Source organism: Sulfitobacter noctilucicola (assembly GCF_000622385.1).
GTDB lineage: Bacteria > Pseudomonadota > Alphaproteobacteria > Rhodobacterales > Rhodobacteraceae > Sulfitobacter > Sulfitobacter noctilucicola.
Map to the genome: position 1 here is coordinate 43,072 of NZ_JASD01000002.1, position 22,921 is coordinate 65,992.

The window sequence follows — 22,921 nt, forward strand, 5'->3', positions numbered from 1 at the left end:
TTAGTTTCCTCCCTTGTCCCTGCTTGCATGAAGCTCTTCGCGCAAGGCGCGAACCTCTTGCATCAGCGCCAGTACGTTCTTGTCGACGCTGTCTGTTTCATCCCGCACCAGCTTGCGCAGGTTTTCGAATTCGGCTTCGGTGTCGTCCTCCACAGCGCCCTGCATGGTGTTGACCAACAGACCGATGAACAGGTTGAGGACAGAGAACGCGGTGACCACGATGAAGGGGACAAAGAACGCCCAGGCTGACGGGTATTCGATCATCACAGGGCGCACGATCCCCATGGACCAGCTTTCCAGCGTCATGATCTGGAACAGTGAATAGAGCGAGCGGCCCAGAGTACCGAACCATTCATCAAAGGAATTGCCATACATCAGCGTGGCCATCACGCCAAAGACGTAGAACACGATCGAGATCATGACGATCACCGCACCCATGCCGGGCAAAGCGTCCAGCAAGGCCTGCACAACGCTTCGCATTTGCGGGACAACCGACAACAGACGCATCGCGCGGATAACGCGCAAACCCCTGAGCGCGGAAAGCCCTTCCTGACTTGGCAGCAGGCCCAAGCCGACGACAGCCAGATCAAAAATGTTCCAGGCCGAGCGGAAGAATGACATCCGGTAGGCATAAAATTTGAGCAACAGCTCGCCCACGAAAATGGTCAGGACAGCATTGTCTAGAAACGACAGCAAGCCGCCAATGCGGTGCGTCATATAGTCCGACGTGGAGAGACCCAAAGCGATAGCGTTGAAAATGATGACGCCCATGATGGCGTTCTTGAACCAGGTGGCCTCGACCAGATCATACACTTTGCGCCTTTGAGCGCTCATTTTTGTTTTGTCTAGTTCTGCCATGTTCTTGGTCTCCGCATTTCCTTTGATCCGTCCGTTCGCTCAACCTTTGACAAGGGGCACCCTTGGGATTGGGGGCCGGATGACCCGCGTGTTGCCTGTGCGGGTCCCGGTATCAGTCAAAGGCGTAGGTGAACGTGCTGTCCTCTACATCAATCGCTACTTTTTCGATCTTCTTGCCTTCCATCATCCGGCGCAGGAATTCGGCCGAAATGTCGGGCAGCATGGTGTTGGTTACAATCGCATCAATCATACGTCCGCCGCTTTCCAGTTCCTGACAGCGATCAACGATCAGATCGACCACGGCATCGGAATATTCGAACGGCACGTCATGGGTGCTTTCGACGCGTTTCTTGATCCGGCCCAGTTGCAGTTTTGTAATCTCTGCAATCATGTGCGGGCTGAGCGGATAATAGGGGATCGTCACCAGACGACCCAACAAGGCGGCGGGGAAGATTTTCAGCAATGGCTCGCGCAAGGCTTTTGCGATACCTTCGGGTTCGGGCAGCAGATCAGGGTCGCTGCACAAATCCATAATAAGATCGGACCCCGCGTTGGAGGTCAGCAGAATGAGCGTGTTCTTGAAGTCGATTGTGCGCCCTTCGCCGTCTTCCATGACGCCTTTGTCAAACACCTGAAAGAAAATCTCGTGCACATCGGGGTGCGCTTTTTCGACCTCGTCCAGCAAGACAACGGAATAGGGTTTGCGCCGCACCGCTTCGGTCAGAACACCACCTTCGCCATAACCCACATAGCCCGGAGGCGCCCCTTTCAGGGAGCTGACGCTATGCGCTTCCTGATATTCGGACATGTTGATGGTGATCACGTTCTGCTCACCGCCATAAAGAACTTCGGCCAGCGCAAGGGCGGTTTCTGTTTTACCCACGCCAGACGTACCGGCGAGCATGAAGACACCGATGGGTTTGTTAGGATTATCAAGGCCCGCACGGCTGGTCTGAATACGCTTGGCGATCATCGCCATCGCGTGATCCTGACCGATGACACGTTTGCCCAGATGTTCCTCAAGGCTAAGCACGGTCGCAAGTTCATCGGATACCATCCGGCCGACCGGAATGCCCGTCCAGTCGCCAACCACGGACGCCACCGCCTGCTCATCGACAATCGGCAAGATCAGCGGGCTTTCGCCCTGCGCGTCATGCAGCTTGGCATTGGCTGCTTTCAGTTTTTCCATCACCTCTGCGCGGGCTGCATCGTCAAGTGCATCCTCGCCCCCTTCGGGTGCCAGTTCCGATCCTTCTTCAACCGGTGCGCCCCCTGCCCGAAGCTGCGCGCGCAGGTCTAGAATTTCGGCAACGATCTCTTTTTCGGCGTCCCAGCGGGCCTGCAGACCTTCCAGACGCTCGGTGACTTCTGCCTTTTCCGCTTCGACTTTCGCGCGGCGTTCATCAACATCGAACCCCGCGGTTTCGTCGCGCCCGATAATCTCAAGCTCGGTTTCCAAAGATTCAATCTTGCGCTGCGCATCATCTACTTGTGCAGGCACGGCATGCTGGCTCACAGCAACGCGGGCGCAGGCGGTGTCCAGAACGCTCACCGATTTGTCCGGCAATTGCCGGGCTGGAATATAGCGGGCCGACAGGGCAACTGCTGCCTCGATGCCCTCATCCAGCACCTGCACCTTGTGGTGCTTCTCAAGCATCGACGCGATGCCGCGCATCATCATGATCGCCTTGGGCACGCTCGGTTCATCCACCTGTACCACCTGAAAACGACGCGTCAGTGCGGGGTCTTTTTCGATGTATTTCTTGTACTCGGCCCAAGTCGTCGCACCGATTGTGCGCAGCGTGCCGCGCGCCAAAGCAGGTTTCAAAAGATTTGCTGCATCGCCCGTGCCTGCGGCACCACCGGCGCCGACCAGCGTATGGGTTTCATCGACGAACATGATGATCGGCGTCGGGCTTGCCTGCACTTCATCAATGACGGAACGCAAACGGTTCTCGAACTCGCCTTTCATCGACGCACCGGCCTGTAGCAGACCCACATCCAGCACCAGCAGACGCACATCGTGCAACGCAGGTGGCACATCGCCCCGTGCGATACGCAGGGCAAAGCCTTCCACAACGGCGGTCTTGCCCACACCCGCCTCACCCGTCAGGATCGGGTTATTCTGGCGGCGCCGCATCAGTACATCGACGATCTGGCGGATTTCCTCGTCACGACCCACGATCGGATCGATCTCTCCGTTACGCGCCTGTTCGGTTAAATCGGTGCAGAACTGCTCAAGCGCTTCGCCTTTGCCCATCTGGGCAGGCGACATCGCACCTGACGCTTCGCCCGGTTCTGCGCCACCGCCCGTATGCGATCCGTCCTGCGCGCCCATTTGCTCTTCAGGTGATCCATCTGTCGCGTCGTTAAAGTTTTCGGCCAGATCATCGGGCTTTATGCTCGCCAGCTCGGGTGAAATCGACGCCAGAATGTTCTTGAGCGCGGGCGTCTTGAGCATACCCAGCAACAGATGGCCCGTGCGCACATTGCTTGAACTGAACAGCAACGAGCCGTAAACCCAGCCGCGCTCCATCGCATCCATCAGATGATCCGACAAATCAGAGATAGCAGAGGCACCGCGCGGCAGCCCGTCCAGATTGCGCGTCATTTCGGTGGCGATCTTGCCTACATCCAGGTCATAGTGGTCAATGATCCGGTGAATGTCGCTGTCCTGCCCGTTCAGGATCTGGTGCAGCCAATGCACGACCTCGACGTAAGGGTTGCCGCGCATTTTACAGAAGACGGTGGCACCTTCGACGGCCTTGTAGCCAATACTGTTCAGTTTTCCAAACAGGGCGACTCTGCTGATCTCGGTCATAATGGTGTTCCCTTCTTCAAATTCATGCGGGCGTGCTCAAATTGTTGCTCGGTGCGAGGAAAAGATCCCCCGCATCCGGGCGCGGTGTGTCATCGGTGCGTTTCTTTTCAACCCAAGAAGTCTGTCCCAGTCGCGTGCTGCCGCCCAGAACGGCGCGCGGCACCTCGTCCCCCTTGAGGATCAGCTGTACGTCCCAGTCCAGACTGTCACCGACATAGCTGCGCACCACAGCCTCCAGTCGGGCGAAACTTTCGCCGCCAGGCAAGAAACGTTCGTAAGCATCGCGCGTCAAAGGGCCGACGCGCAGACGGAATTTCATGGAGCGGCTCCAGACCTTGACGCCGACGCTGGTCGTCTGGCCCAATCCGGTCATACCGCCAAGTTCCCAACAGTCGTCAGGCTCCAGCTGCAACCAACAGCCGACAAATTGCTCAAGCTCGACCTGCACGCCGAAGAATGAAGATATAAACGCGATCAATCCGTCCGGATGTTTGGAGCCTTGCGATAAATGTGCCGCGAAATGGCGCCGCGACAAATCGGGCAGGGCATCACGGCTTTGCAATCCCTCGTCACGGTAACCGGCCAGCGCCGCCACACGTTTTTGGAACGGATCGTCCTCGCGATCGAAACTTGCTGCTGGCTGGCCACTGCGCCACGCACGGTAGAACAGGCTCATCATGCGGTGGGTCAGCATGTTGGCAAAGGCAACAAACGTGTGGTCGCGGTGGTTGCGCTGGCGGTTGCGGGCAAATTCGGTCAGATGCAGGGGCAAGGGTCCTTGCGGCCCGAACAATCCGAAAAACCGGTTGGTCAATTTGCCCGGCGCGCCGTCAGTGCCCGGCTTGAAGCCGCTGATGGTGGAGGGTGGAAACGCAAGCTCTGCCTCTTGGCCCAGACGCACACGGTCTTCACGGGGGCGGCGGCTGTCACCCAGTCGGGGCGCATCGGGATAGGCCGCATCAATGACACGCATCGCCTGAAAAATGTGATGTTTTTCAGGTTCTTCCATCAATTTTGCGAGATGGCTTAAAGTATCTGGCCCAGCCCGTTTTTCGGTCGCCATCTGGCGATTTCTCCCCGTCGTTCTGTCTTAAGAACGGTTTCAGTAAAACTATTGATGGTGGCATATTTGCGGAAAAACCGCTCCATCACGGCACCCAGCACATAGACGCTGGTGCCTTCAAAAAAACTTTCGTCAAATTCTATGGTGATCTCGAGCCCGCGTATCGCGGTCGACATCACTTCATCGCTCATCCGGCGCACAATCGGCCGGCTAGAGACGTTCGTGATCCCTTCAAGCTGCTTTTCCGTCACGCGGTTGCCTAGCGGCGCGTAAATACCGATCAATTCACGAAGCGCTTCTGCGGAGCTGCCGTCCTCTGAATCCGCAATCGACAGATAGTTCAGCGACAGATGGCTGATCAAACGCCATGCTGTGTCGCCTTGCGCCAGCGTGGGATGCGGGCGTGTCGGCGATATGGGTGTGCGCACCGTCTTGACCGGACCGCCATCGGGCAGATGAAAGACATTATCGTCACCCACCGACAAAAGCATCGGCAGATCGCGGTTGGTGCATAGCGCTGTGACAGCCAATTGGTCGAGTTTTGAGGAATAGGGCGCTTGCGTCCGGTCGACCATTTGCAGGTACACTTCCGACCCCAGATAAGAGGTGCGAACCCCGCGCAGCCGTTCCTTTTCACTCCGCTGGCGCATCTTGCGGCTTTGCGTGAAGTAGGCGGTATGCACATCACCGGCAGCGGTGAAATCGGTCGCGGAGTAGAACGGGCGAAAGCTCACATCCTCGCTTCCGTCGCCGCTGATCCCTGTGACGCTTTCGATGCTGTAAATCTCAAAATCCAGACCTGCGGTCCGGTTTGGCACCACGTGCTGTTCGATATCGCGCCCGTTAACGTGGACACGGTCACAGCGCTTGCGGAAAAGGTTAACAGCGGGCACCACATTCAATCCGAAGGCTGCTGGTGTCACGGCAGGGGCCAGATCGCGATTGCCATCGTCGAGCAGGATATAGATGTCCACCTCGTCGCCCACTGCTTTTTTCAGTGCGGGCTGAAGGCCGGACATGTTCACAAACAAAAACCGTTCGGGCATTGCAAAGTATTCCTGCAACAACCGGTAGCCGTCAAACGAACGGCGTGGTGTGGGCAGCAATGCTTCTTCAGCACTTAGCCCGACCTGATTCATTGCCCCGTCGGGAAGCTCAAGGGTCCAATCTGCCCGCCGGTCGGCGGACCGACCTGCAAGGCCGACGGTTTGTGTTGAAATCAGTTCATGCAATTGCCAGCTGCGGCCTGACTGACGCTCAAGATAAAGTGTCAGATTGTCCATGCTCAGCTCGGAAATCGGATCACCGTCCACACGCTTGAGCCGCAACCTGATGCCTGCGCGTGCAGAGGTATTGCTGCCCACACCCGCTGCAATCAAACCGCCGCGGCTCTCGATATACTCCGCTTCCGAAATCTCGATCGGCCACATGGTAATTTCATGGGCCGTGCGGAATTCACATGCGGTCTGTTCCCCGTCGAGCAGCCTGCTGCGGATCGTGCTGTGGCGGGGGATGACATACCCTGTCTTGAGGCCCGCGTTCGCCAGATCCGGCATCAACTGAGCGATCATCATCGACGGCGTGGGCGACAGATAGTGCGGATAGATAATCTCAAGCAGATGCGATGTGAAAACCGGAAACTGCATTTCCAGTTCAAGCTGAACGCGTGCAGAAAGAAAGGCGACCCCCTCAAGCAACCGCTCCACATAAGGATCAAGGACTTCAACGCCCTCCATCCCCAGCCGCGATGCGATTTTCGGATAGGCATCGGCAAATTCGGCACCCATGTCCCGCATGTAGGCCAATTCGTTTTCGTAATGCTTGAGAAGACGGGTATCCATCGCCGCTATCCCACCCGGTCCAGCGTTACTTCGCCCGTCGTCACATCCACCTTGCTGCGCAGATAAAGCTCGAGCGGAACCGGCTGTGCCCACATGTCGGCGTGAATATCAAACGCAATCTGCATCTCGCCGTGCTTGTCTTCGCTGCGCAATTCCACCGCCGTTGACCCGGAAATAATGCGCGGCTCATGGATGGAAATCGCTTTCTGGATCGACTTTCGTATCAGTTCGGCCCGCACGGATGTAGAGTATTCGCCAGCCACCTCGCGCACGCCGTAGTTCAGTACAGATTTTACGACGTTGGGATATAGCTTTGGATCCAGAAGACCTTCGATGCTGTTTGTGTTCAGCAACCACGCCAGATCCCGTTTGATAATATCGCGCAGGCGCGAAAGATCGATCGCACGATTGCTGCGGGCTTCGACTTTGTCATTGGGCGCGTCATCGGTCAGCCTGTCCAGCAGCGACGGCTGCAACCGTTCTGCCAGCATATTGTCAGACATCTTGAGCGGCCTCGGAGCTTTCGGAGTTCAGCACAAGTTCGCGAATATCGAGCAAGGCAATATCATCACTGTCGGTCGCAAAAAGGCGTTGGCCGATGCCGGTAAATGTATCGCTGCCTGCATCCTGCCAATCTGTGCTGCGACCCAGTTTTGCGCTGTCGTCGCCCTTATCAGGCGTTCCGGCATAGCGCGTCGGGATCAGCGCAACGATTTCTCCACCGTTGCTGAGCGTCAGGTTCGCCGCTGTCCAGACTGCATCACGCAGGTCGGCGGGCGGTTCAATTTCAAGCTTGGAAATCTGTGAAAACGGAAGCCAGAAATAGCGCCCGTTTACAATAACTTCCAGTACAGGACCCAGACGCATGTCCGCATCCGCAATCCATTCAAACGGCGTGCCGTTGATCGTGCCCGAAGTTGTCGGGGCGTCCTCAAACGCTTTACCACGCAGTTCGGCAGCTTTTTCAGGCTCCCCGCTGGCTAGCAATTTCTGTGCTTCGATAAGGAGGGCAAGCCACGGCTCCGGCTCGCCGAAAATCATCGGGTCTTTCTCACCCTTGAAAACTTTCTCGCGGTAGACCTCACAGATGATCCCCTCGCGGTAGGTCTGGGCCATCATGAGCGCCGAGGGATCCATCTCGGCGCTGAGCTTGAGCTGCGTAATCGCACGCTTCCAATCACCCAAAACGCACAGAAGCTGGAACAGAAATATGCGCAGGGGTGCGGACGCAGGATCAGCGCGCACTTTATCCTGCAACGCGGCAAGGGTTGCAGTCAGATCGCCGGATTTAAGATGTTCTTCGGGCGTCATAGGACAGCCTCCGCTCGGGTCAGGATGCGAGGAGAATAAGAAGTGGCGGGTATGGGTGACGCACGCGGTTGCCCGCGTGCGTACCAAGATTAACCGCTGAAGGTTTCCGACACACCAGTGCGCAGATTCCAGAGGAAATCGTTCTCTTTTGCCAGAGCACCTGTGGCCTGGTTTGTGCTGTGGTACTCGTGCTCTACGCCAACGTAGGCGATTGCCCATGTCTCTTCAGGAATACCGTCCGCACTGGCGGAGATGCTGTATTTGTCGATGATCGCGTTCTTGAACGTCCACTTCGAGAATGCCTTGAGACCTTCGGCAGAGACGTCACCGGAGCGGCACCATTCCATCTTGATCTCGGGACGTACCGTGCCGTTGGCAACCGACAGCGCGAGCTTGTTCGATGCTTTGCCGATCTGGGTTGTCACTTCGATTTTCTGGAAGTTTGTGTTCGCGTGGGAACGCTGGTTTGAACCAAGGTCCGTCATGTCGACGGCACGCTCGAGCTCGAACGTGGCGGATTCGATTACAATCCACTCCTTGTGGTTTGTTTCAGTTGCATCTCCTGGAATGTCGGAGATTTGAATGAACATGTTAGCAGCCATTGTGCTATTCCTTTCAATAAGTTTGTTTCGTTAAGTCGTCAGGCCTACCCCAAAATAATACGTGGGATCAGCCGCCTTTTTCAGAAGGGAGCTTGGATACAAGCCGCAATGAAACCGAAAGTCCTTCCAACTGGTAATGTGGTCGCAGAAAGAACTTCGACGTATAATATCCAGGATTGCCTTCGACCTCTTCGACCACGACTTCTGCCGCCGCCAGAGGCTTCCGCGCCTTCTCGTTTTCCGACGAAATGTCGGCATTGTAATCAACGTAATTGTTGATCCAATCCTGCAACCAGTGCTCCATTGCCTGCCGGCTTTTGAAAGAGCCGACTTTGTCGCGCACCATGCATTTGAGGTAGTGTGCAAAGCGGCACGTGGCGAACAGGTATGGCAGACGAGCTGCAAGATTTGCGTTGGCCGTCGCATCCGGGTCGTCATACTCTGCGGGTTTGTGCAGAGACTGAGCGCCCATAAAGGTTGCAACGTCCGTGTTCTTCCGGTGGATCAGCGGCATCATGCCATTCTTGGCAAGCTCCGCTTCGCGCCGGTCATCAATGGCGATCTCAGTGGGACATTTCTGATCCACGCCGCCATCCGTTGTCGGGAATGTATGTGAGGGCAGGCTTTCGAGCGTACCGCCGGATTCAACGCCCCGGATACGGCTGCACCAGCCATATTCTTTGAAGGAACGGTTGATGTTGACTGCCATACCATAAGCCGCATTCACCCAGCCGTATTTGCTGTGATCCGACCCGTCAGTATCTTCCTCAAACGCGAACTCTTCCACCGGTTCGGTTTTTGAACCATAGGGAAGACGCCCCAGGAACCGTGGCATCGCCAGCCCGACATATTTGGAATCCTCGGATTCGCGCAGCGACTTCCATGAGGCGTATTCCGAAGTTTGGAAAATACGCGTAAGATCGCGCGGGTTGCTCAGCTCTGACCAGCTGTCCATCTGGAACAGCGACGGCTTGGCCCCTGTAATCAGCGGTGCGTGACCGGCAGCGGCAATCTTTGCCATCTCGCCCAACAGTTCAACATCCTGCGGGCTGTGATCAAAGTGATAGTCGGCCACCAGAGAGCCGTAAGGCTCGCCGCCCAACTGGCTGAATTCTTCGGTATAAAGCTTCTTGAAGATCGGCGACTGGTCCCAGGCGGTGCCTTTGAACTTGCGCAGCGTCTTGTGCATTTCTTTCTTTGAAATGCTCATCACGCGGATCTTGAGCATCTCGTCTGATTCAGTGTTGTTGACGAGATAATGCAGGCCGCGCCACGCGCTTTCCATCTGCTGGAACTCTTCGTGGTGCAGGATCAGGTTCACCTGCTCCGTCAGCTTTTTATCGATCTGTGCCACGATGCTTTCAATCGACCGCAGCGCATCATCGGAGATCAGCGCGGTGTTGCTAAGCGCCTGTTCGGCCAATGCTTTTACAGCGCTCTCGACGGCGGTCTTGGCTTGATCGGATTTCGGACGGAATTCTTTTTGCAGCAGGCTTTCAAATTCACTGGAACCAAAGGCGGTTGCACCACCTGCTTCTTCGACTTGGGCTTCTTGTTCAGCCATCGATTATTCCTCCTCTGCCGCGGCGCCGGGCTTGGGCTGGGCCGCCAGTGTTTTGAGTAATGCGGGATCCTGCATGATCTTGCTGATCAGATCCTCCGCCCCTGTTTTCCCATCCATGTAGGTCATCAGGTTGCTAAGCTGTGTACGCGCATCCAGCAATTCCGCCAGCGGTTCGACCTTGGCGGCGATGGCTGCAGGGCTGAAATCGTCCATGCTGTTGAAGGTGATATCAACCGCCATGTTGCCTTCACCCGTCAGGGTGTTCGGGACGGTGAACGCGGCACGCGGCGCAATCGCTTTCATGCGGTCGTCAAAATTGTCGACGTCAATTTCCAGAAACTTGCGGTCTGCAACACCGGGTTGTTCGACCTCGGACTTACCTGCAAGGTCGCTCATCACGCCCATCACAAAGGGAAGCTGTACTTTTTTCTCGGCACCATAAAGCTCTACATCATATTCGATCTGAACGCGTGGTGCCCTGTTACGGGCTATGAATTTCTGGGAACTGGCCATGAGGGGCTCCTTGGTCTTTGAATAATAGAATGCAGGCATGACCCTGCGGTGAAATAAATTACGTCATGAAGCCGAAAAGGCGGCTTGATTAGTCTTTGATGCCTCCGACTATCTTTGTCTGATCGATGCCAACCGGCGCGATGTCCTGAATGATGGTCATAAAGTCGGCGCTGACCAGACGTTTTGCCCGTTCCAGCAACATGGGTACGGGGCTTGATGGCTCAGCGCGCTGGTAATAGCTGATGATCCGGTCAAGCGCGTTGGTTACATCAGTCGCCGAATTGATCGCGCCGCTTGCCGTGGCAACTGCCGGACCTGCCTCACCGCCCGCTTCCTCTGCGACAGCTTCGCCCCCGGCGATTTCGACACCCATGGCATCGGTCATACGCCGCGTGATCTGGTTAAGTGTGTTATTTACTTCATCAAATGACGGACCCTGCCCCGGCGTTTTCTCGGTAAAGACGGCGTCAATTGCCGCAATGTCCGCCTTGGCAGCACCAACCGCCGCCAAAATCGCCTGAAGGGTTTCGGTATCGCTGTCTTGGAACGCGGCGTTGACTGCAGCAGTATCAGGCACGTCGGTCATGCTGGCAGAGGGCGTAACAGTGCCATCGGCAATTTCCATCATGCGCAGGCTCATACGCCCGAACATACGGCTCTCTGTCAGCGGTGCCTGTCGCAACGCACGGATAACGGTAGATGAACCGCTTAGACCCTGCACTGCGTTGATGCGCATCGTCGGGTCGTTGTCGTCATCTTCGTCCAGTTCGGGATGACAGGTATCCCAATGGTTCTCCAGACAACCGCGAATATAGGCTGTTGCCTCGGCAAAGCCGGGCAACCCTTTGGTGTGTAAAATCCCTTCGGCATAAAACACGGCCGCGCGGATGTCGTGGCTGCGCTCCAGCACGACCTGCGCAAGTTTGACAACCTCCGCAAAATCGGCGTCTTCCGCCTCGATAATCTTGTCGCCTTCCTGGCGCTCTTCACCGGGCTGGGCGGCAAGCTCCATCTCGACGAATTCCGGATCATACTCCAGATTTTCGCCGCTTACGGCATCGCCCTCGCGGGGTTCAAGCAGCTTAGAAACGTCCATCTGGTCCCCCCTCTGGTCGTAAATTATCTGATCGCGGGCAGCGGGTCATTTTCAGAACGTATATCATAATAATCGCAAATGGTTCAAAACAATAAAAAAAATTCTGCCTGCGTACCGACCGAAAAGAGCCGGATCAAAATGCAAGCTTGACCAATAGTCAGCCTTATCGTCAATTTCATGTCAATCACTTTCCACCAAAAAGACGAGGAAAAGTAATTTGGCTTACGTCCCGATGGATACTGAGGAACTGAAACAGTTGATCATGATGGGCCGCAAACGGCCCATGAACATGGCCTTCAATCCCGGCCCGAAAGGCGCCGATCTGCTGATTATTCACCGCCTCAAAGATCCCGACGTTCTAGGCCGGACAGCCAAGAAAGAGGGTGAAGGCACCAAGGTTGCCAAAGGCAGTTTCGAGATTGATGCCAAAAAGCTGAAACTGACCGTCGATAAAGCGCTGCCCGGACTGGCAAAGAAATTCCGCAAGTACCTCAAAGAGCTGGGCTTCTCCTTCAAGGTTGAGGTTCTGGATGCACAAGGAAATCTGCTGGAAGAAGAAGACGAAACGGAGGTTGCTGCGACCGCCCAGTCCGCAGATCAGGATGCTCCTTCAACGTCCACTCCCGAAGCAGCTGACGCGGGACCTGCTATTAACCCTGCCGACCTGGCCACACGCCTCAAAGCGTTACAGGCTCCCATTGGTGATTTGACGGTACTTGCCGCTCCACTCAAAAAGGCGGCGGCTGGTGTCGTGGCACAGATAAAGTCCGGCGCTTTGGAAGACGCAGAGGCATCACTTTCCACACTCGAATCTGCTGTGAAAGCGGCGGCCAAAGCGCAACGGGGAAAAGAGGCTAAATCTACAGAGGCACCTGCCGAAATTGTGCCGGTGGAGGCATCACCGAAGGCTTTGATGGCGCGGGCGAACTCACTTCGTTCTGCGTTCGATAGTGCGCCGGGCGGCGGAACGGTCAAGGCAAAGAAACTTCTATTCGAAGCGCTTAACCTGCTGAAAAACAAAGACTATGATGCCGCGAATGAGGAGCTTTCAAAGGCGGAAGAGGCGCTAAACGACGCTGCCGAGATAGAGCATGAACCAAAGGTCAAGTCAGATGTGCCCCGACAGAAATGGGACAAGACCCTTGCGCCCCTGCAGGTGAAAGTAGACGCTGCCATGGCTGCGAAAACCGGCGATCCGGACGCAATCAACCGTGCCTTCAATTATGCACTTCAACAGGCAGAGAAGGGTGACTTTGAAAGCGCGCTCAAGTCTGCGACGACCACCATTAATCTGCTCAAAGAGGCCGCTACAAGCGCCGCGAACGCGCGGCTTGAAGAAGCCGAAAATGCCATTCCCGACAACGTTGCGCGCTATACGAAATCAAGGCTCAACTGGATTGATACGCGCAACCGGATGCAGGCCGAACTCCTCAAGCTCAAGATGACCATCGACGCGCAGGCAAATGCCATCGAGGGGTTAAAGGAACTGGCCGAAAACACCGATGTCTTGCTTGATTATATCGAAGAGCTGGACACGTCATTGGAGCGTGTGCTCGAAGACTTGGTCGAGACGCCGGACGGCCCTGCTCGAGACGACCTCAAGGCCGAAGCGCGCTCCATTATTTCCTCTTACCGCGACACGCTCGACACCGAATTTTTCAAAGCGGTGGATGACAACGGCTTCACCCCAACCACCATTCGCACCACCGCATTAAACGCCCTTGCCGGAGTGGAAACCGCCCTCTCCGCCTGATTTTAGATTGGAGTATTTATGTTTTTTCAAAGATTGAGCGCCGGGTTTACGGCCCTCGCACTGGCTTTTGTCCCGATCACTGTCCTCGCTCAGGAAACGGGCGGGCTCACCGTCGAGCTGAACAAGATCGAAGCCTCTGACAGTGGTGGGTGCAGCGCATTCTTTCTGTTTCGCAACGGGACCGACAACAGTTTTGACGGATTTGAGATGTCTTTGGCGATTCTCGACACCAGCGGGGTGATCGACCGTTTGCTCTCGATTGATGCGGCGCCTCTGCCCGTCAGCCGAACCACCCTGAAACTGTTTGAAATTCCCGAAATCGCCTGTGAGGATATTTCCGAAATTCTGCTCCATGATCTGACATCCTGCAAACCACAAAACGCCGAAGAAATGGACTGTTTTCCGATCCTTGAGTTGCGCAGTAAAGCGCCCGTAGCGCTGGTCAAATAGAGATGTCGTTTGATTTGGCCTCTCTGGGTGCAGGCGGTGTTGTTATCGCCGTTCTGTTAATCCTGTCTGCCTTTTCGCTTGCTTTGATCGTTGTCAAAGTGGTGCAACTTTGGCCTGCGCGTTCAGGCGTTCAAATGCGTGAAGCAGCCCTTGCTGATTGGGCGCAAGGCAACAAGGAAAAGGCGCAAAACGCCGTCACGAATGGGAAAAGCCCCGCAGACCGTGTGATGGCCTATGCGATGGCCTCACTTGCGAAAGGGTTCAAGGGCCCGCCTCTTCAAGCCGAGCTTTTGCGGCGAGGGAATGAAGAATTTGCACGGATGAACGGGTCGATCCGTGTGCTTGAGCTTATTGCCATGATCAGTCCTTTGTTGGGATTGCTTGGTACGGTTCTTGGAATGATCCAATCTTTTCAGGCGCTTGAAATGGCTGAAGGGGCTGCAAACGCCTCTGTACTTGCTGGCGGTATCTGGCAGGCTTTGCTGACAACTGCCGTGGGCCTGCTGGTTGCCATTCCGGCAGCAGTTGGCGCCACATTGCTGTCTGCCCGCGCCGAAAGTGCCGCCCAGATGATCGAGAATGCCGTGGGCCGTCTTATGCTGATTGATGAAAATCCCAACGCAATCTGATCCAGTCGCAACAGCGGAGCATGCCTGATGATCCAAGCCGCCCCTTTGACACTCAAACGCCCGCGGCCGCCGCGCGCGTTGATTTCACTGGTGGCGATGATCGACGTTCTGCTGATCCTTCTGGTCTTCTTCATGGTCACGTCAACGTACCTTGATCTGGACATGATACCGGCTGTGGCCCCCGAGGCAGAAAACGCCCAAAAAGCTGCTCCGCAAACATCGGCATCTACAATCCTCATCCGTATCGGCGCAGATGGCGTTCCCGTGATACGCGGTCAGCCAGTTGAAGTTGATGATCTGACGGTTCTGCTGAAACAAGCAGTTGCCGATGCACCCGCGCTATCGGTCATGGTGCTGCCAACAGGTGTGGCCCGCATGCAAGCGCTTGTCAGCGTTATGGATATTGCCACGACTGCAGGCGTCACCAACCTGCGTGTTGTCCGGCTTGAGGCACGGCCATGAGATTGACCCGCCCGCCCCAGCGCCAGACCCCGGAAACGATCATCGCTTTGATTGATGTGGTGTTCTTTTTGCTGGTCTTTTTCATGCTAATCGGACGGATGGATGCAACCGCACCCTTCGATGTGACGCCACCTGTTGCCGTGACCGGTGCAGACATGCCCGCAGGTGGGATTACACTGTCCGTAGGTGCCGAAGGAGAAATGGCCGTTGATGGCCAGCCAACCGGTGAACCGCTTCCTCTGCTGCTGGAACAGCTTGCAACAAATCCGGACACGCTCGTCAGGATAAATGCCCATCACAACGCTGAGCTTAGACATGTTCTGCCGCTAATTGCGGAGCTTGAGGCATCCGGTGCGCGTGATGTGGCGCTTGTAGTCACACCGGCAAGCCCATGAGAAGCAATGCGGGAATATGGCTTCTTGGCTTGGCCCTTTCTGCCCTGCTGCATTTTGGCGCCGCCGTGGGCTTGATGGCAGCGCTGCAGCCCCAGCCGGTGAGCGATCAACCAACGCCTGAAAGCCGCCTGAATGTCGAAGCTCAGGAGGTCGCCAGAACCGACGCGACCCAGCAGACGCCAGCTTCCGATGAAGCTGCGCGGCAGGATGGGGATGTCGCCAATCTGGGATCAGGCGAGATCGCTCAATCGCGGGCGGAACCGCTTGATGCGCCTTCCGACCAAGCGCGGGCGCAGAGCCTGCCTACCTTGACAGCTGTTTCTGCAAAGGCCCCCGCAGAGCGGTTGGAAAACGTCGCGACACCACAAGCAGATGTTCAGGTCGCAGCGGGTCTACCCATCCAGACCAGTGCGGCACTTAGCCTGCCGGTCGCAGTTTCTGCGACAACATCCGTCAAACCGGACCGGATCAGCAGTTTGCCAACACAGACTGTCATGACGGCCCCGACCCTTCCAGAACCTGCGAGCGCAATAGCAAAGCCCCCCGAGACAGCACCAACCCCAAGCTTTGAACCCTCGCGCACTGCTCTGTCAGAGCAAGCGCCAGAAGTAACGTCCGGAAAGGCAACACTCGCCTTTCCGTCCTCCGGCCCCGTCGATCCGGTCTCACTCGCCGCTTTCCAAAGCTTTACCCAGACCACCCAGACCAGCGGTTCTGATGTGCGCGACAGTTTGAGTGCCGCTTTGTCCGTGCCTTGCGCAAGGATGCAGGTTCTATTCGATCCTGACACCGTGACACTGCAACTGACGGGTCATGTCCCCACGGCCGCTGACCGAGCGCCGGTGCTCAAAGCGCTTGAGACACAGATGGGGACGGACATCAAAGTGGCTGAGAACCTGTTGGTGCTGCCTGCACCGCAATGCGGTGCCTTGTCGGGGATCGCGAATGTCGGATTGCCGCAATCTACGGACCAGATCACCAATCCTATGATTGTGGGCGCAGACACTCATGCCCGCGCTTTCCGGTATGTGACCGGCGACCCTTTGGTGCTCGATCTGACCGCGCCGGATTATCCCGCCTATATCTACGTTGATTATTTCGATGCGGATGGCAACGTCATCCACCTGTCGCCGAACGATCAAACACCTTTGCAAAAGGCAGAGCCGGAAACCGCATTGCAGATTGGCGCGCGCACCGCACAGGAGGCCGGATTGTTTGTCACAATCGGCCCGCCCTACGGTCAAGAAATCGCCGCGGCCTTTGCATCTTCTGTGCCGCTCTACTCCGGCAACCGTCCACTCGTCGAACCAGCCGAGCCTTATTTGGCGTGGTTAAAGGGTCAGGTCGAAAACGCGCGCCAAGCAACAGCAGATTTCAAAGGCGAATGGGTCTATTTCTTTGTGACAACCGCAGCGCAGTAGGCATCACGCGGCGTCGCGGCCCGCACCGAGATAGAGCTTTTGAATGTCGACAAACACTCCGCCCGTCAGGCTTTCCCTTATCTCTGCCCAAGGCTCCGGATCATCCGTGATCGCTTTCAACAACTGGATATTGGCCTCAAAGCTCTCAAGAACATTCTCGCTCGCGGTTTCAACCCAGATCATCTGAAGTGAATCTTCTGTCACATCGACAACGCGCAGCTCCACGCCCGCACGCAGGGGTGCGCGAGGCAAACGGCGCAGCAGATCGAGCTTGAGCATCTCAATGGCAACGTCATCCAGCCCTTTTGTCGCAAGCAGAATTTTCTCTCGTGTCGCCGGCCAGCCAAAGGTCAGACGCGGCTTCAGAATTGCGCCGACCTCCTGCGCTGAGGGAGAAGCCGCATCACCATAACTGTCGTTGAAAAGCCCCTGCACAGTCTCTTCTAATGCCTGATAGTCACCGATCTGACGCGGTGGATAGACAGCCAGCCAAAGCCCGAATTCAACGTCCAGATAGTTCACAACAGGCTCTAGACGCATCACCTCACCGCAAGAAGTGCAGGTCACAGTCTGGAAGGTGTCGTCAAGGATTTCCTGTCGCAGATCAGGCCGGCGGTCTGCATTCACACTGCCCGCGGCCTGGAAATCACTGGATGTTCCGCAAGCGGGGCAGTGGATCGACGTCAGATCAAACAAAGACATCAGGCACCTTCTTTCATGCACAGGGCCGCGATTTCGTCGCGGTGTGGATGGTTGCTGTTCAACCTGTCAGACGCCATTGCCGCATAAAGTTCGGAGAACCATTCGCCGGGCGCCCGAAACTGGTAGCCCGAGACCGCAAACTTGCGCTCTGCCGTGCGGTAACGTGCCCAATCCCCCTCGTAACTTTCGACATATGTGTAATTCCCGACAACACAGGCCGCAGCGACGCTTGCTGAGTTCCACGGATTGTTGCCGCTCCGCGCGCGGTCAACGAAGTTGCGGCATTCCTCCATGCGGCGCTGCCATTCACCGGGGCCACAGCCCACCGGTTGCGGCATCGGCAATTTCCGCCCGGCCGAACTCATCATATATTCGGCGACGTAGTCGGCATCAAAATCAAACGCCTTCGCAATCTCGGATGCGGGTTCTTTAACATTGGCACCGTAGACCTTCCAACCCGCCAGCCGCTCTCCGTGCTTTTTCATATAGCCCAGCTTGTCATCCACTGCGTGTCCGACCTCGTGCAGGGTATTCCAACTGAACGCGGTTCGTTCTTCGCCCGGTTTAGGCACCGCTGAAGGGTCAAGCTCGCCTATCTCATGGGCGACAGCGATCGCATAAATACGCGAGGACGCCTCATCCCCTTCGCGCATGAGCACCTGTTTTTTACCCGGATCGTAGGCGGAGCCGGTCTGTTCACCGCTCATGGCCGAAAAAGTCAGCATACTGTCGTTGTCCAGAGTGTTGTCCTGCGGCAACTTTTGCATTTCTTTGTAGAAACGGCGCAAGTTCACGGCAGGAAGGCCCATCTGGTCTTCGGGAACAGGAACCGGATTACCATCCGCATCCGTTTGGACATCACTGGGCTTTTGGACTTCAAGTACACAGCCGTATCGGGCCTCAAACACCACCGCCATCACATCGCGCTGCACAGATGCTTCGAGCGTGTCGATGATGTCGTCCAGCAATTTCATGCCGCCCGGTGCATCCAGCAGTGCCTTCACATCTGCCGGCTTGGGCGTCTTGTTATCGGCCAGCTGTCCGCGCATTTCGGCTACCTCAAGCTGAAGCGCCGCAGATTTAAGCGTCTTTTCTGCGGCACTATGCTTGCGATCGTTTGCATGGGTGGCGGCCGTGTCCAGCAATTTGCGTGTAGCAACCAGATCGTCACGAACCAGATGCCGCTGCTGGCTTTTCTCCAGACGCATCAACTCTGCTTCAATGTCGAGCCGATGTTTCAGATAAGCTTCCTGTGCATCGATGATGCGGCGCAGATCGCGCAATGCTGCGATTGCGGCTTCGACATCCAGATGGGTCTGGGCCCGATTGCTTGGCGATTGCCGCGCGGCGAACATCGCCACATCAACCGTCTGCACGCGACCGGAAATCTCTGATCGTGCGAAATCTGCTTCGACGCCCCGTTTCAGTTGATCCTGCGCCAGGCGTTTGGCAACGCCCGAAGCCTCGTCCAGCTGTTCGTACTGTGCAATCATCAAGGTCATGCGCACGCACATGTCCATGACCTCTTCGACCTTGTCGCGCGCAGCATCAAATGCATCATCCGCCATGCGTTCTGCCTGATCCAGACTGGTGCGGCAGGTCGCCATATCTTCGTGCACATACAAGGCCGCAGGGCGGGTTTGCAGGGATTTCAACGTCTGGCTTGCCTGTGCAATCGCCGCGAGCAGATCCTGATCGTCCCCTTGGGCAAGATCCTTGATAACTTCGGTTATCGATACAAAATCAGCCGCGGCGCCTGCCGTGTTGGCGGCCAGCAAACACTCGTTTTTCAGCTCGATATAAAGCGATGTTGCAATGTCGAACTCAAAAGCCTGCCCCTTGGCAAGCGCATTGCGGTCCTTATTTTCTAGCCTTTTCAGAAGGGTTTCAATAGCATCTGATCCAAGCGCCTGAAGCTCTGACAGTGCCTCCTGTGCCTTCGTCCTATGCAGGATATAGCGGTCAAAAGCATCCAGCTTTTCCGCCGCCAGATCGCAGGCCGCTTCAAAACCGTCCAGCCGCTTGGCCGCGCCTGAGTAGTTGTCCAGAGCTTCCTGCGCGACAGCGCCATCAAACTTCTTGCGCAACGCCTCCACAGCCGTGTGTCCGGGCCCCGCATCCACATTGGTTCGCGCTTCAAGGGCGTCGAGCCTGTTTTGGCAACGCACCTTTTGCGGAAGATAGAGGTCAAACCGCTCGGCTTTCTGTCGCGCATTTTCCCGAAGCCAATAGGCCTGCAATGCCAAGCGGTAAGCGACTTTGAAATTCGTCCTTCCCATGGCTTCGACGGCTGCGTCGGTTAATGTCTTGAGTTCCGCCATATCCGACACCGTCGTGACGTGGTTCTTCTCGATCCCGTCATGCCCGATCAGATAGTTGTCGATAATATCGACCGCCTTTTTACACGCCTTACAAACCCCCGCCGAGGTATCCGCGAGCGCCACACCTTCTCCAGCACGCGCAACCGCCTCGGACAAATTGCCACTGTTGAAAGCGCCATTCATCGCGTCCAGCACAGCCTGCAAACGTTCCGCCTCGGTGTCGAGGTTCGGTGACACAGCAGGGTCGCGGAAAGCGGCTATCGCGTTTTTCATCGCCTTCCGTGTGTCTTTGATGTGATCGGTATAAGTCGCCATGGTATCCAGCCCCAGATGGGCAAGCGCTTGAGCTTGTGCCAACGAGGCAAGTGCCGCAGAGAAATCCTGCGTCTTGGCCGCTTTCTTGGCGGTCTTCACCAGCTTGTCCGCCGCATCCAGCTTTTCGTCGATCACGCCGTCTGCGCCAATAGCACGGGCCGACGTCAGGACCGCATTGGTCGTGTCGAGTTGCGCGATATAACTTGCGGCGGCTGATATCTGTAACGCGACCGCGCGGCAGGCATCTGCGGCTTCATTCAAGGTCGCCTCGGCCCCCGCTAGGTCTTTCTCCATCATAGCTTCGGCAGAACGCGCTTTGGTGTCCGCGGCTTTCAACTGTTTGGCATACGCACCCTTGTCATCCAGTGCAGATACATGCGCGAGTATCTTGGCAAAGCTTTCGTAGATTGTGCTGAATTCGGTATCGGATGTGAGCTTCAATGCGCCCTGATGGCCATCAATAACCGCTGCGGCTTCTGCATCGCTGACTGCACGCGCAATCTCGAGGTTGGCGTTTTCCAACAGGCTGGCGGCGGCCATCCAGTTGCCCCGCGCGGTCGCGGCAACTGCGTTCATCTGCATCAGTTCTGCGGTGTCACGCGCCTCTTTTGCATCGACCGAAGTGGCGTTTTGTAATTTGGCCAGCGCCGCATCGAAATGCGTAACCTGCACAAGGTATTTTTTCGCATCGTCCGCGAGCGCCATCATATCGGCATGCTGGTTTTTAAGCCGCACGCACATGGCATGTGCCAACTTGTAATCTCCTGATGCCTCAGCAGTCTTGCGCTTGCCATCATCAGCCAGCAAATCCTGATAATAGGCTTCAATCGCGATGCGCCCTTCTGGCCCCTTTCGGGCGCGGGTTTCGCGGCGGCGGGCCGTGAAAGCCGAACTCTCAACGTGGTAGTCTAATATCAGATCGACCTTGGCGGACAGGCTTACCAGAAATTCCGTGGCCGAAGACATGCGCCCCGACGCGCGGCGCAGTGCGTTTTGCTCTGCGTCAGTCTGTGCGGCGTCCCGTTCGCTTTCAGCATATGCAATCTCGGCGGCGATCAAGGGTCCGATTTTCGCGGTTGCGTTGCTGTTAATCTCTTTTAGCCAGCTCTTGAAATGTCTGCGCATCTCGACAAAATTCTTGGCGAACCGGTGCGCCTCAAGAATATCTGCGACCGCCTTGGGGATCTGCGTAAGTAGGGCCAAAGCCCCGCTAATCTGCCCCAGATCGTAAGCGTCCTCCGCCTGCACCAACAGATCAAGCGCATCGTCATGGTCGGTTTTCAGCTGCGGGATGGGATAGCTGTTCGGGTCCGGCAAGGTCTGCAATAACTTACGCCGCTCTTCCAAAACCGCATGAAAATTCGCGTAATCATCGGCAAAGTCGAGTGCATCTTTCAGGTCATGCCGGATAACACCGATATCCTGACTGGCCTCGAGATACTTGTGAGCCGCGGCCTTTTCACGGGCGATGTTATAGGCGGTCGTGACCTTTTCAAACTCGGGCACGACCAGATCGGCCGCCGCGGCAGGATGTGCCAGCATAACCTCATACCGCACTTTGAATGCGTCATGATCCCGATCCCAAAGTCGTGCGGCATCAATAACCGCTGTCGCCGCTTTGTTCGCTGCTGCAAAATTGTCCTCGGCATCCTCCGCCAAATCCGGCAAATCGCCAGGCGTTGCGTTCATCGCCGTATCAAGTTTGGTTTGCGTCGAGGTGCATTCCATCCGCAAATCCAGCGGAATTTTCTCTGCGCCGAACTGTACTGCCAGTTTGTCGCGCAACGCCTGCAACTGGTTAAATACATCCGACAACCGCCGCCGCGCATCCAGCACGCGGGGGTCGAGCCCTTCTTCAGCGGATCTTTTGACATTTCCCAATGCATCTACGCGGGTCTCGAACGGGTCTTTCGCAGCACTTGTTGCTGTCTCAAGCATCCCTTCAAGCCGGGTCATTCCCCTGATGGCTGCTTCAATTTCATCAAGATTGTTTGTCGCGGTGCCAGAGGCGAGTTTGTCTTCGATATATGTCCATGTCAGGGCGATATCGCTCTGCGCATCCGCATTGGACTGCTGGGCAACGGGCGGATGATCCTTTTCCCATGCGGCAAGGGCTTCTGATAGCCGTGCATGGGCCTCGGTTGCTTCTGCCTTGCGATTATGGAGTGCAACCGCAACTTCGACCTGCGCAAGCTGTGCGTGCCCTGCATCGAAATCAAGGTTCTTTGGATCGCGCTCAATGGCATGCTCTGCCGCGCGCAATTGTGCCATCATGACCGATTGTAATGCCGCATCATCGAGTGCTGCAATTTGCGCGCGAACTTCATTAAACTCGGCATTGAACAGGCGGAACTGTTCCGCCGCCTCGCGCCGCCGTGCTTTGGCGGCTTTGCGGTTGAACACCTTCGGCACTTTCAAAAAGCGTTCGACAAAATCACTCTGCTGCTGGGTCAATCCTTCGATTGCCATTGCGTCGTCCTCCACAACAATTGCGGCCCGGCTGCATCAAATTGGCTTCTGTAAAATAATATTCAGGTGGCAGCCATGATCAGAGTGAAGACCACCAGCCATTTCATTGCAAGACTTTTCCATATGGTTGCCCGCTACACCGGACCACAGATCGCGGTGGGCAGGGCATAAACATTGCAATTCAGGGCTTTTGGCGGCAGGCTAATGCTGAAACGAAGCTATAACGGGTCAGCGATCCGGTCATTGCCGGTGGAGGACACGATCATACCTGTATATACGTATGCGTATCGTACGGTCCGCGACATAGGCGTGCATGGCCGATATGCCTGCGACCT

At 56.2% G+C, this 22,921-nt stretch carries 18 protein-coding genes; 6 read left to right on the plus strand and 12 right to left on the minus strand.

The window, feature by feature from the left end; genetic code table 11:
- The 10 genes from Z946_RS0100660 to tssA form a co-directional block, all read right to left on the minus strand.
- A complete protein-coding gene (locus Z946_RS0100660; protein ID WP_025053821.1) occupies window positions 1-858 on the minus strand; it encodes an ion transporter in 858 nt (285 codons plus the stop codon).
- Between the two features lie 112 nt (window positions 859-970).
- Complete coding sequence (tssH, locus tag Z946_RS0100665) at window positions 971-3,679, minus strand: type VI secretion system ATPase TssH (RefSeq protein WP_025053822.1); 2,709 nt, start codon at window positions 3,677-3,679, stop codon at window positions 971-973.
- A 22-nt stretch (window positions 3,680-3,701) separates the two neighbouring features.
- Complete coding sequence (gene tssG, locus Z946_RS0100670; protein WP_025053823.1) at window positions 3,702-4,742, minus strand: type VI secretion system baseplate subunit TssG; 1,041 nt, start codon at window positions 4,740-4,742, stop codon at window positions 3,702-3,704.
- Entirely contained in the window at window positions 4,706-6,583 is a 1,878-nt protein-coding gene (gene tssF / locus Z946_RS0100675) for a type VI secretion system baseplate subunit TssF (protein WP_025053824.1), read from the minus strand. The genes tssG and tssF overlap by 37 nt, the downstream gene beginning before the upstream one ends.
- Window positions 6,584-6,588: 5 nt before the next feature.
- Window positions 6,589-7,086, minus strand: coding sequence for a type VI secretion system baseplate subunit TssE (gene tssE, locus Z946_RS0100680; protein ID WP_025053825.1), 498 nt, complete (start codon window positions 7,084-7,086; stop codon window positions 6,589-6,591).
- Window positions 7,079-7,894 (minus strand): type VI secretion system accessory protein TagJ, encoded by an 816-nt coding sequence (locus tag Z946_RS0100685; RefSeq protein WP_025053826.1) that lies wholly within the window; start codon window positions 7,892-7,894, stop codon window positions 7,079-7,081. Before Z946_RS0100685 ends, tssE begins: the two co-directional genes overlap by 8 nt.
- 89 nt (window positions 7,895-7,983) lie before the next feature.
- Window positions 7,984-8,496 carry an Hcp family type VI secretion system effector gene (locus Z946_RS0100690; RefSeq protein WP_025053827.1) on the minus strand — a complete coding sequence of 171 codons (513 nt, stop codon included), beginning with the start codon at window positions 8,494-8,496 and terminating at the stop codon, window positions 7,984-7,986.
- Between the two features lie 67 nt (window positions 8,497-8,563).
- On the minus strand, window positions 8,564-10,060 hold the full coding sequence (gene tssC, locus Z946_RS0100695; protein WP_025053828.1) for a type VI secretion system contractile sheath large subunit: 1,497 nt from the start codon (window positions 10,058-10,060) through the stop codon (window positions 8,564-8,566).
- 3 nt (window positions 10,061-10,063) lie between these two features.
- On the minus strand, window positions 10,064-10,573 hold the full coding sequence (gene tssB / locus Z946_RS0100700) for a type VI secretion system contractile sheath small subunit (RefSeq protein ID WP_025053829.1): 510 nt from the start codon (window positions 10,571-10,573) through the stop codon (window positions 10,064-10,066).
- 88 nt (window positions 10,574-10,661) lie between these two features.
- Window positions 10,662-11,669 carry a type VI secretion system protein TssA gene (gene tssA, locus Z946_RS0100705; RefSeq protein WP_025053830.1) on the minus strand — a complete coding sequence of 336 codons (1,008 nt, stop codon included), beginning with the start codon at window positions 11,667-11,669 and terminating at the stop codon, window positions 10,662-10,664.
- A gap of 217 nt (window positions 11,670-11,886) precedes the next feature.
- Here tssA and Z946_RS0100710 point away from each other — a divergent pair, with 217 nt between their 5' ends.
- The 6 genes from Z946_RS0100710 (at window position 11,887) to Z946_RS0100735 (ending at window position 16,779) form a co-directional block, all read left to right on the plus strand.
- Complete coding sequence (locus Z946_RS0100710; protein WP_152540538.1) at window positions 11,887-13,422, plus strand: PTS lactose/cellobiose transporter subunit IIA; 1,536 nt, start codon at window positions 11,887-11,889, stop codon at window positions 13,420-13,422.
- 18 nt (window positions 13,423-13,440) lie between these two features.
- The gene (locus Z946_RS0100715) at window positions 13,441-13,872 is read left to right on the plus strand and encodes a hypothetical protein (protein ID WP_025053832.1); all 432 of its coding nucleotides are present in this window, start codon (window positions 13,441-13,443) and stop codon (window positions 13,870-13,872) included.
- Window positions 13,873-13,874: 2 nt separating this feature from the next.
- Complete coding sequence (locus Z946_RS0100720; protein ID WP_025053833.1) at window positions 13,875-14,501, plus strand: MotA/TolQ/ExbB proton channel family protein; 627 nt, start codon at window positions 13,875-13,877, stop codon at window positions 14,499-14,501.
- A gap of 27 nt (window positions 14,502-14,528) precedes the next feature.
- On the plus strand, window positions 14,529-14,963 hold the full coding sequence (locus Z946_RS0100725) for an ExbD/TolR family protein (RefSeq protein WP_241461279.1): 435 nt from the start codon (window positions 14,529-14,531) through the stop codon (window positions 14,961-14,963).
- Window positions 14,960-15,358: an ExbD/TolR family protein gene (locus Z946_RS0100730; RefSeq protein ID WP_025053835.1), complete on the plus strand. Its 399-nt coding sequence runs from the start codon at window positions 14,960-14,962 to the stop codon at window positions 15,356-15,358. Before Z946_RS0100725 ends, Z946_RS0100730 begins: the two co-directional genes overlap by 4 nt.
- 74 nt (window positions 15,359-15,432) lie before the next feature.
- Window positions 15,433-16,779, plus strand: coding sequence for a DUF4384 domain-containing protein (locus Z946_RS0100735; protein ID WP_160170256.1), 1,347 nt, complete (start codon window positions 15,433-15,435; stop codon window positions 16,777-16,779).
- Between the two features lie 3 nt (window positions 16,780-16,782).
- Here the strand turns inward: Z946_RS0100735 and Z946_RS0100740 are convergent, their stop codons facing one another.
- Window positions 16,783-17,481 carry a CpXC domain-containing protein gene (locus Z946_RS0100740; protein WP_025053837.1) on the minus strand — a complete coding sequence of 233 codons (699 nt, stop codon included), beginning with the start codon at window positions 17,479-17,481 and terminating at the stop codon, window positions 16,783-16,785.
- The gene (locus tag Z946_RS21640; protein ID WP_025053838.1) at window positions 17,481-22,586 is read right to left on the minus strand and encodes a hypothetical protein; all 5,106 of its coding nucleotides are present in this window, start codon (window positions 22,584-22,586) and stop codon (window positions 17,481-17,483) included. The genes Z946_RS0100740 and Z946_RS21640 overlap by 1 nt, the downstream gene beginning before the upstream one ends.
- Window positions 22,587-22,921 lie beyond the last annotated feature (335 nt).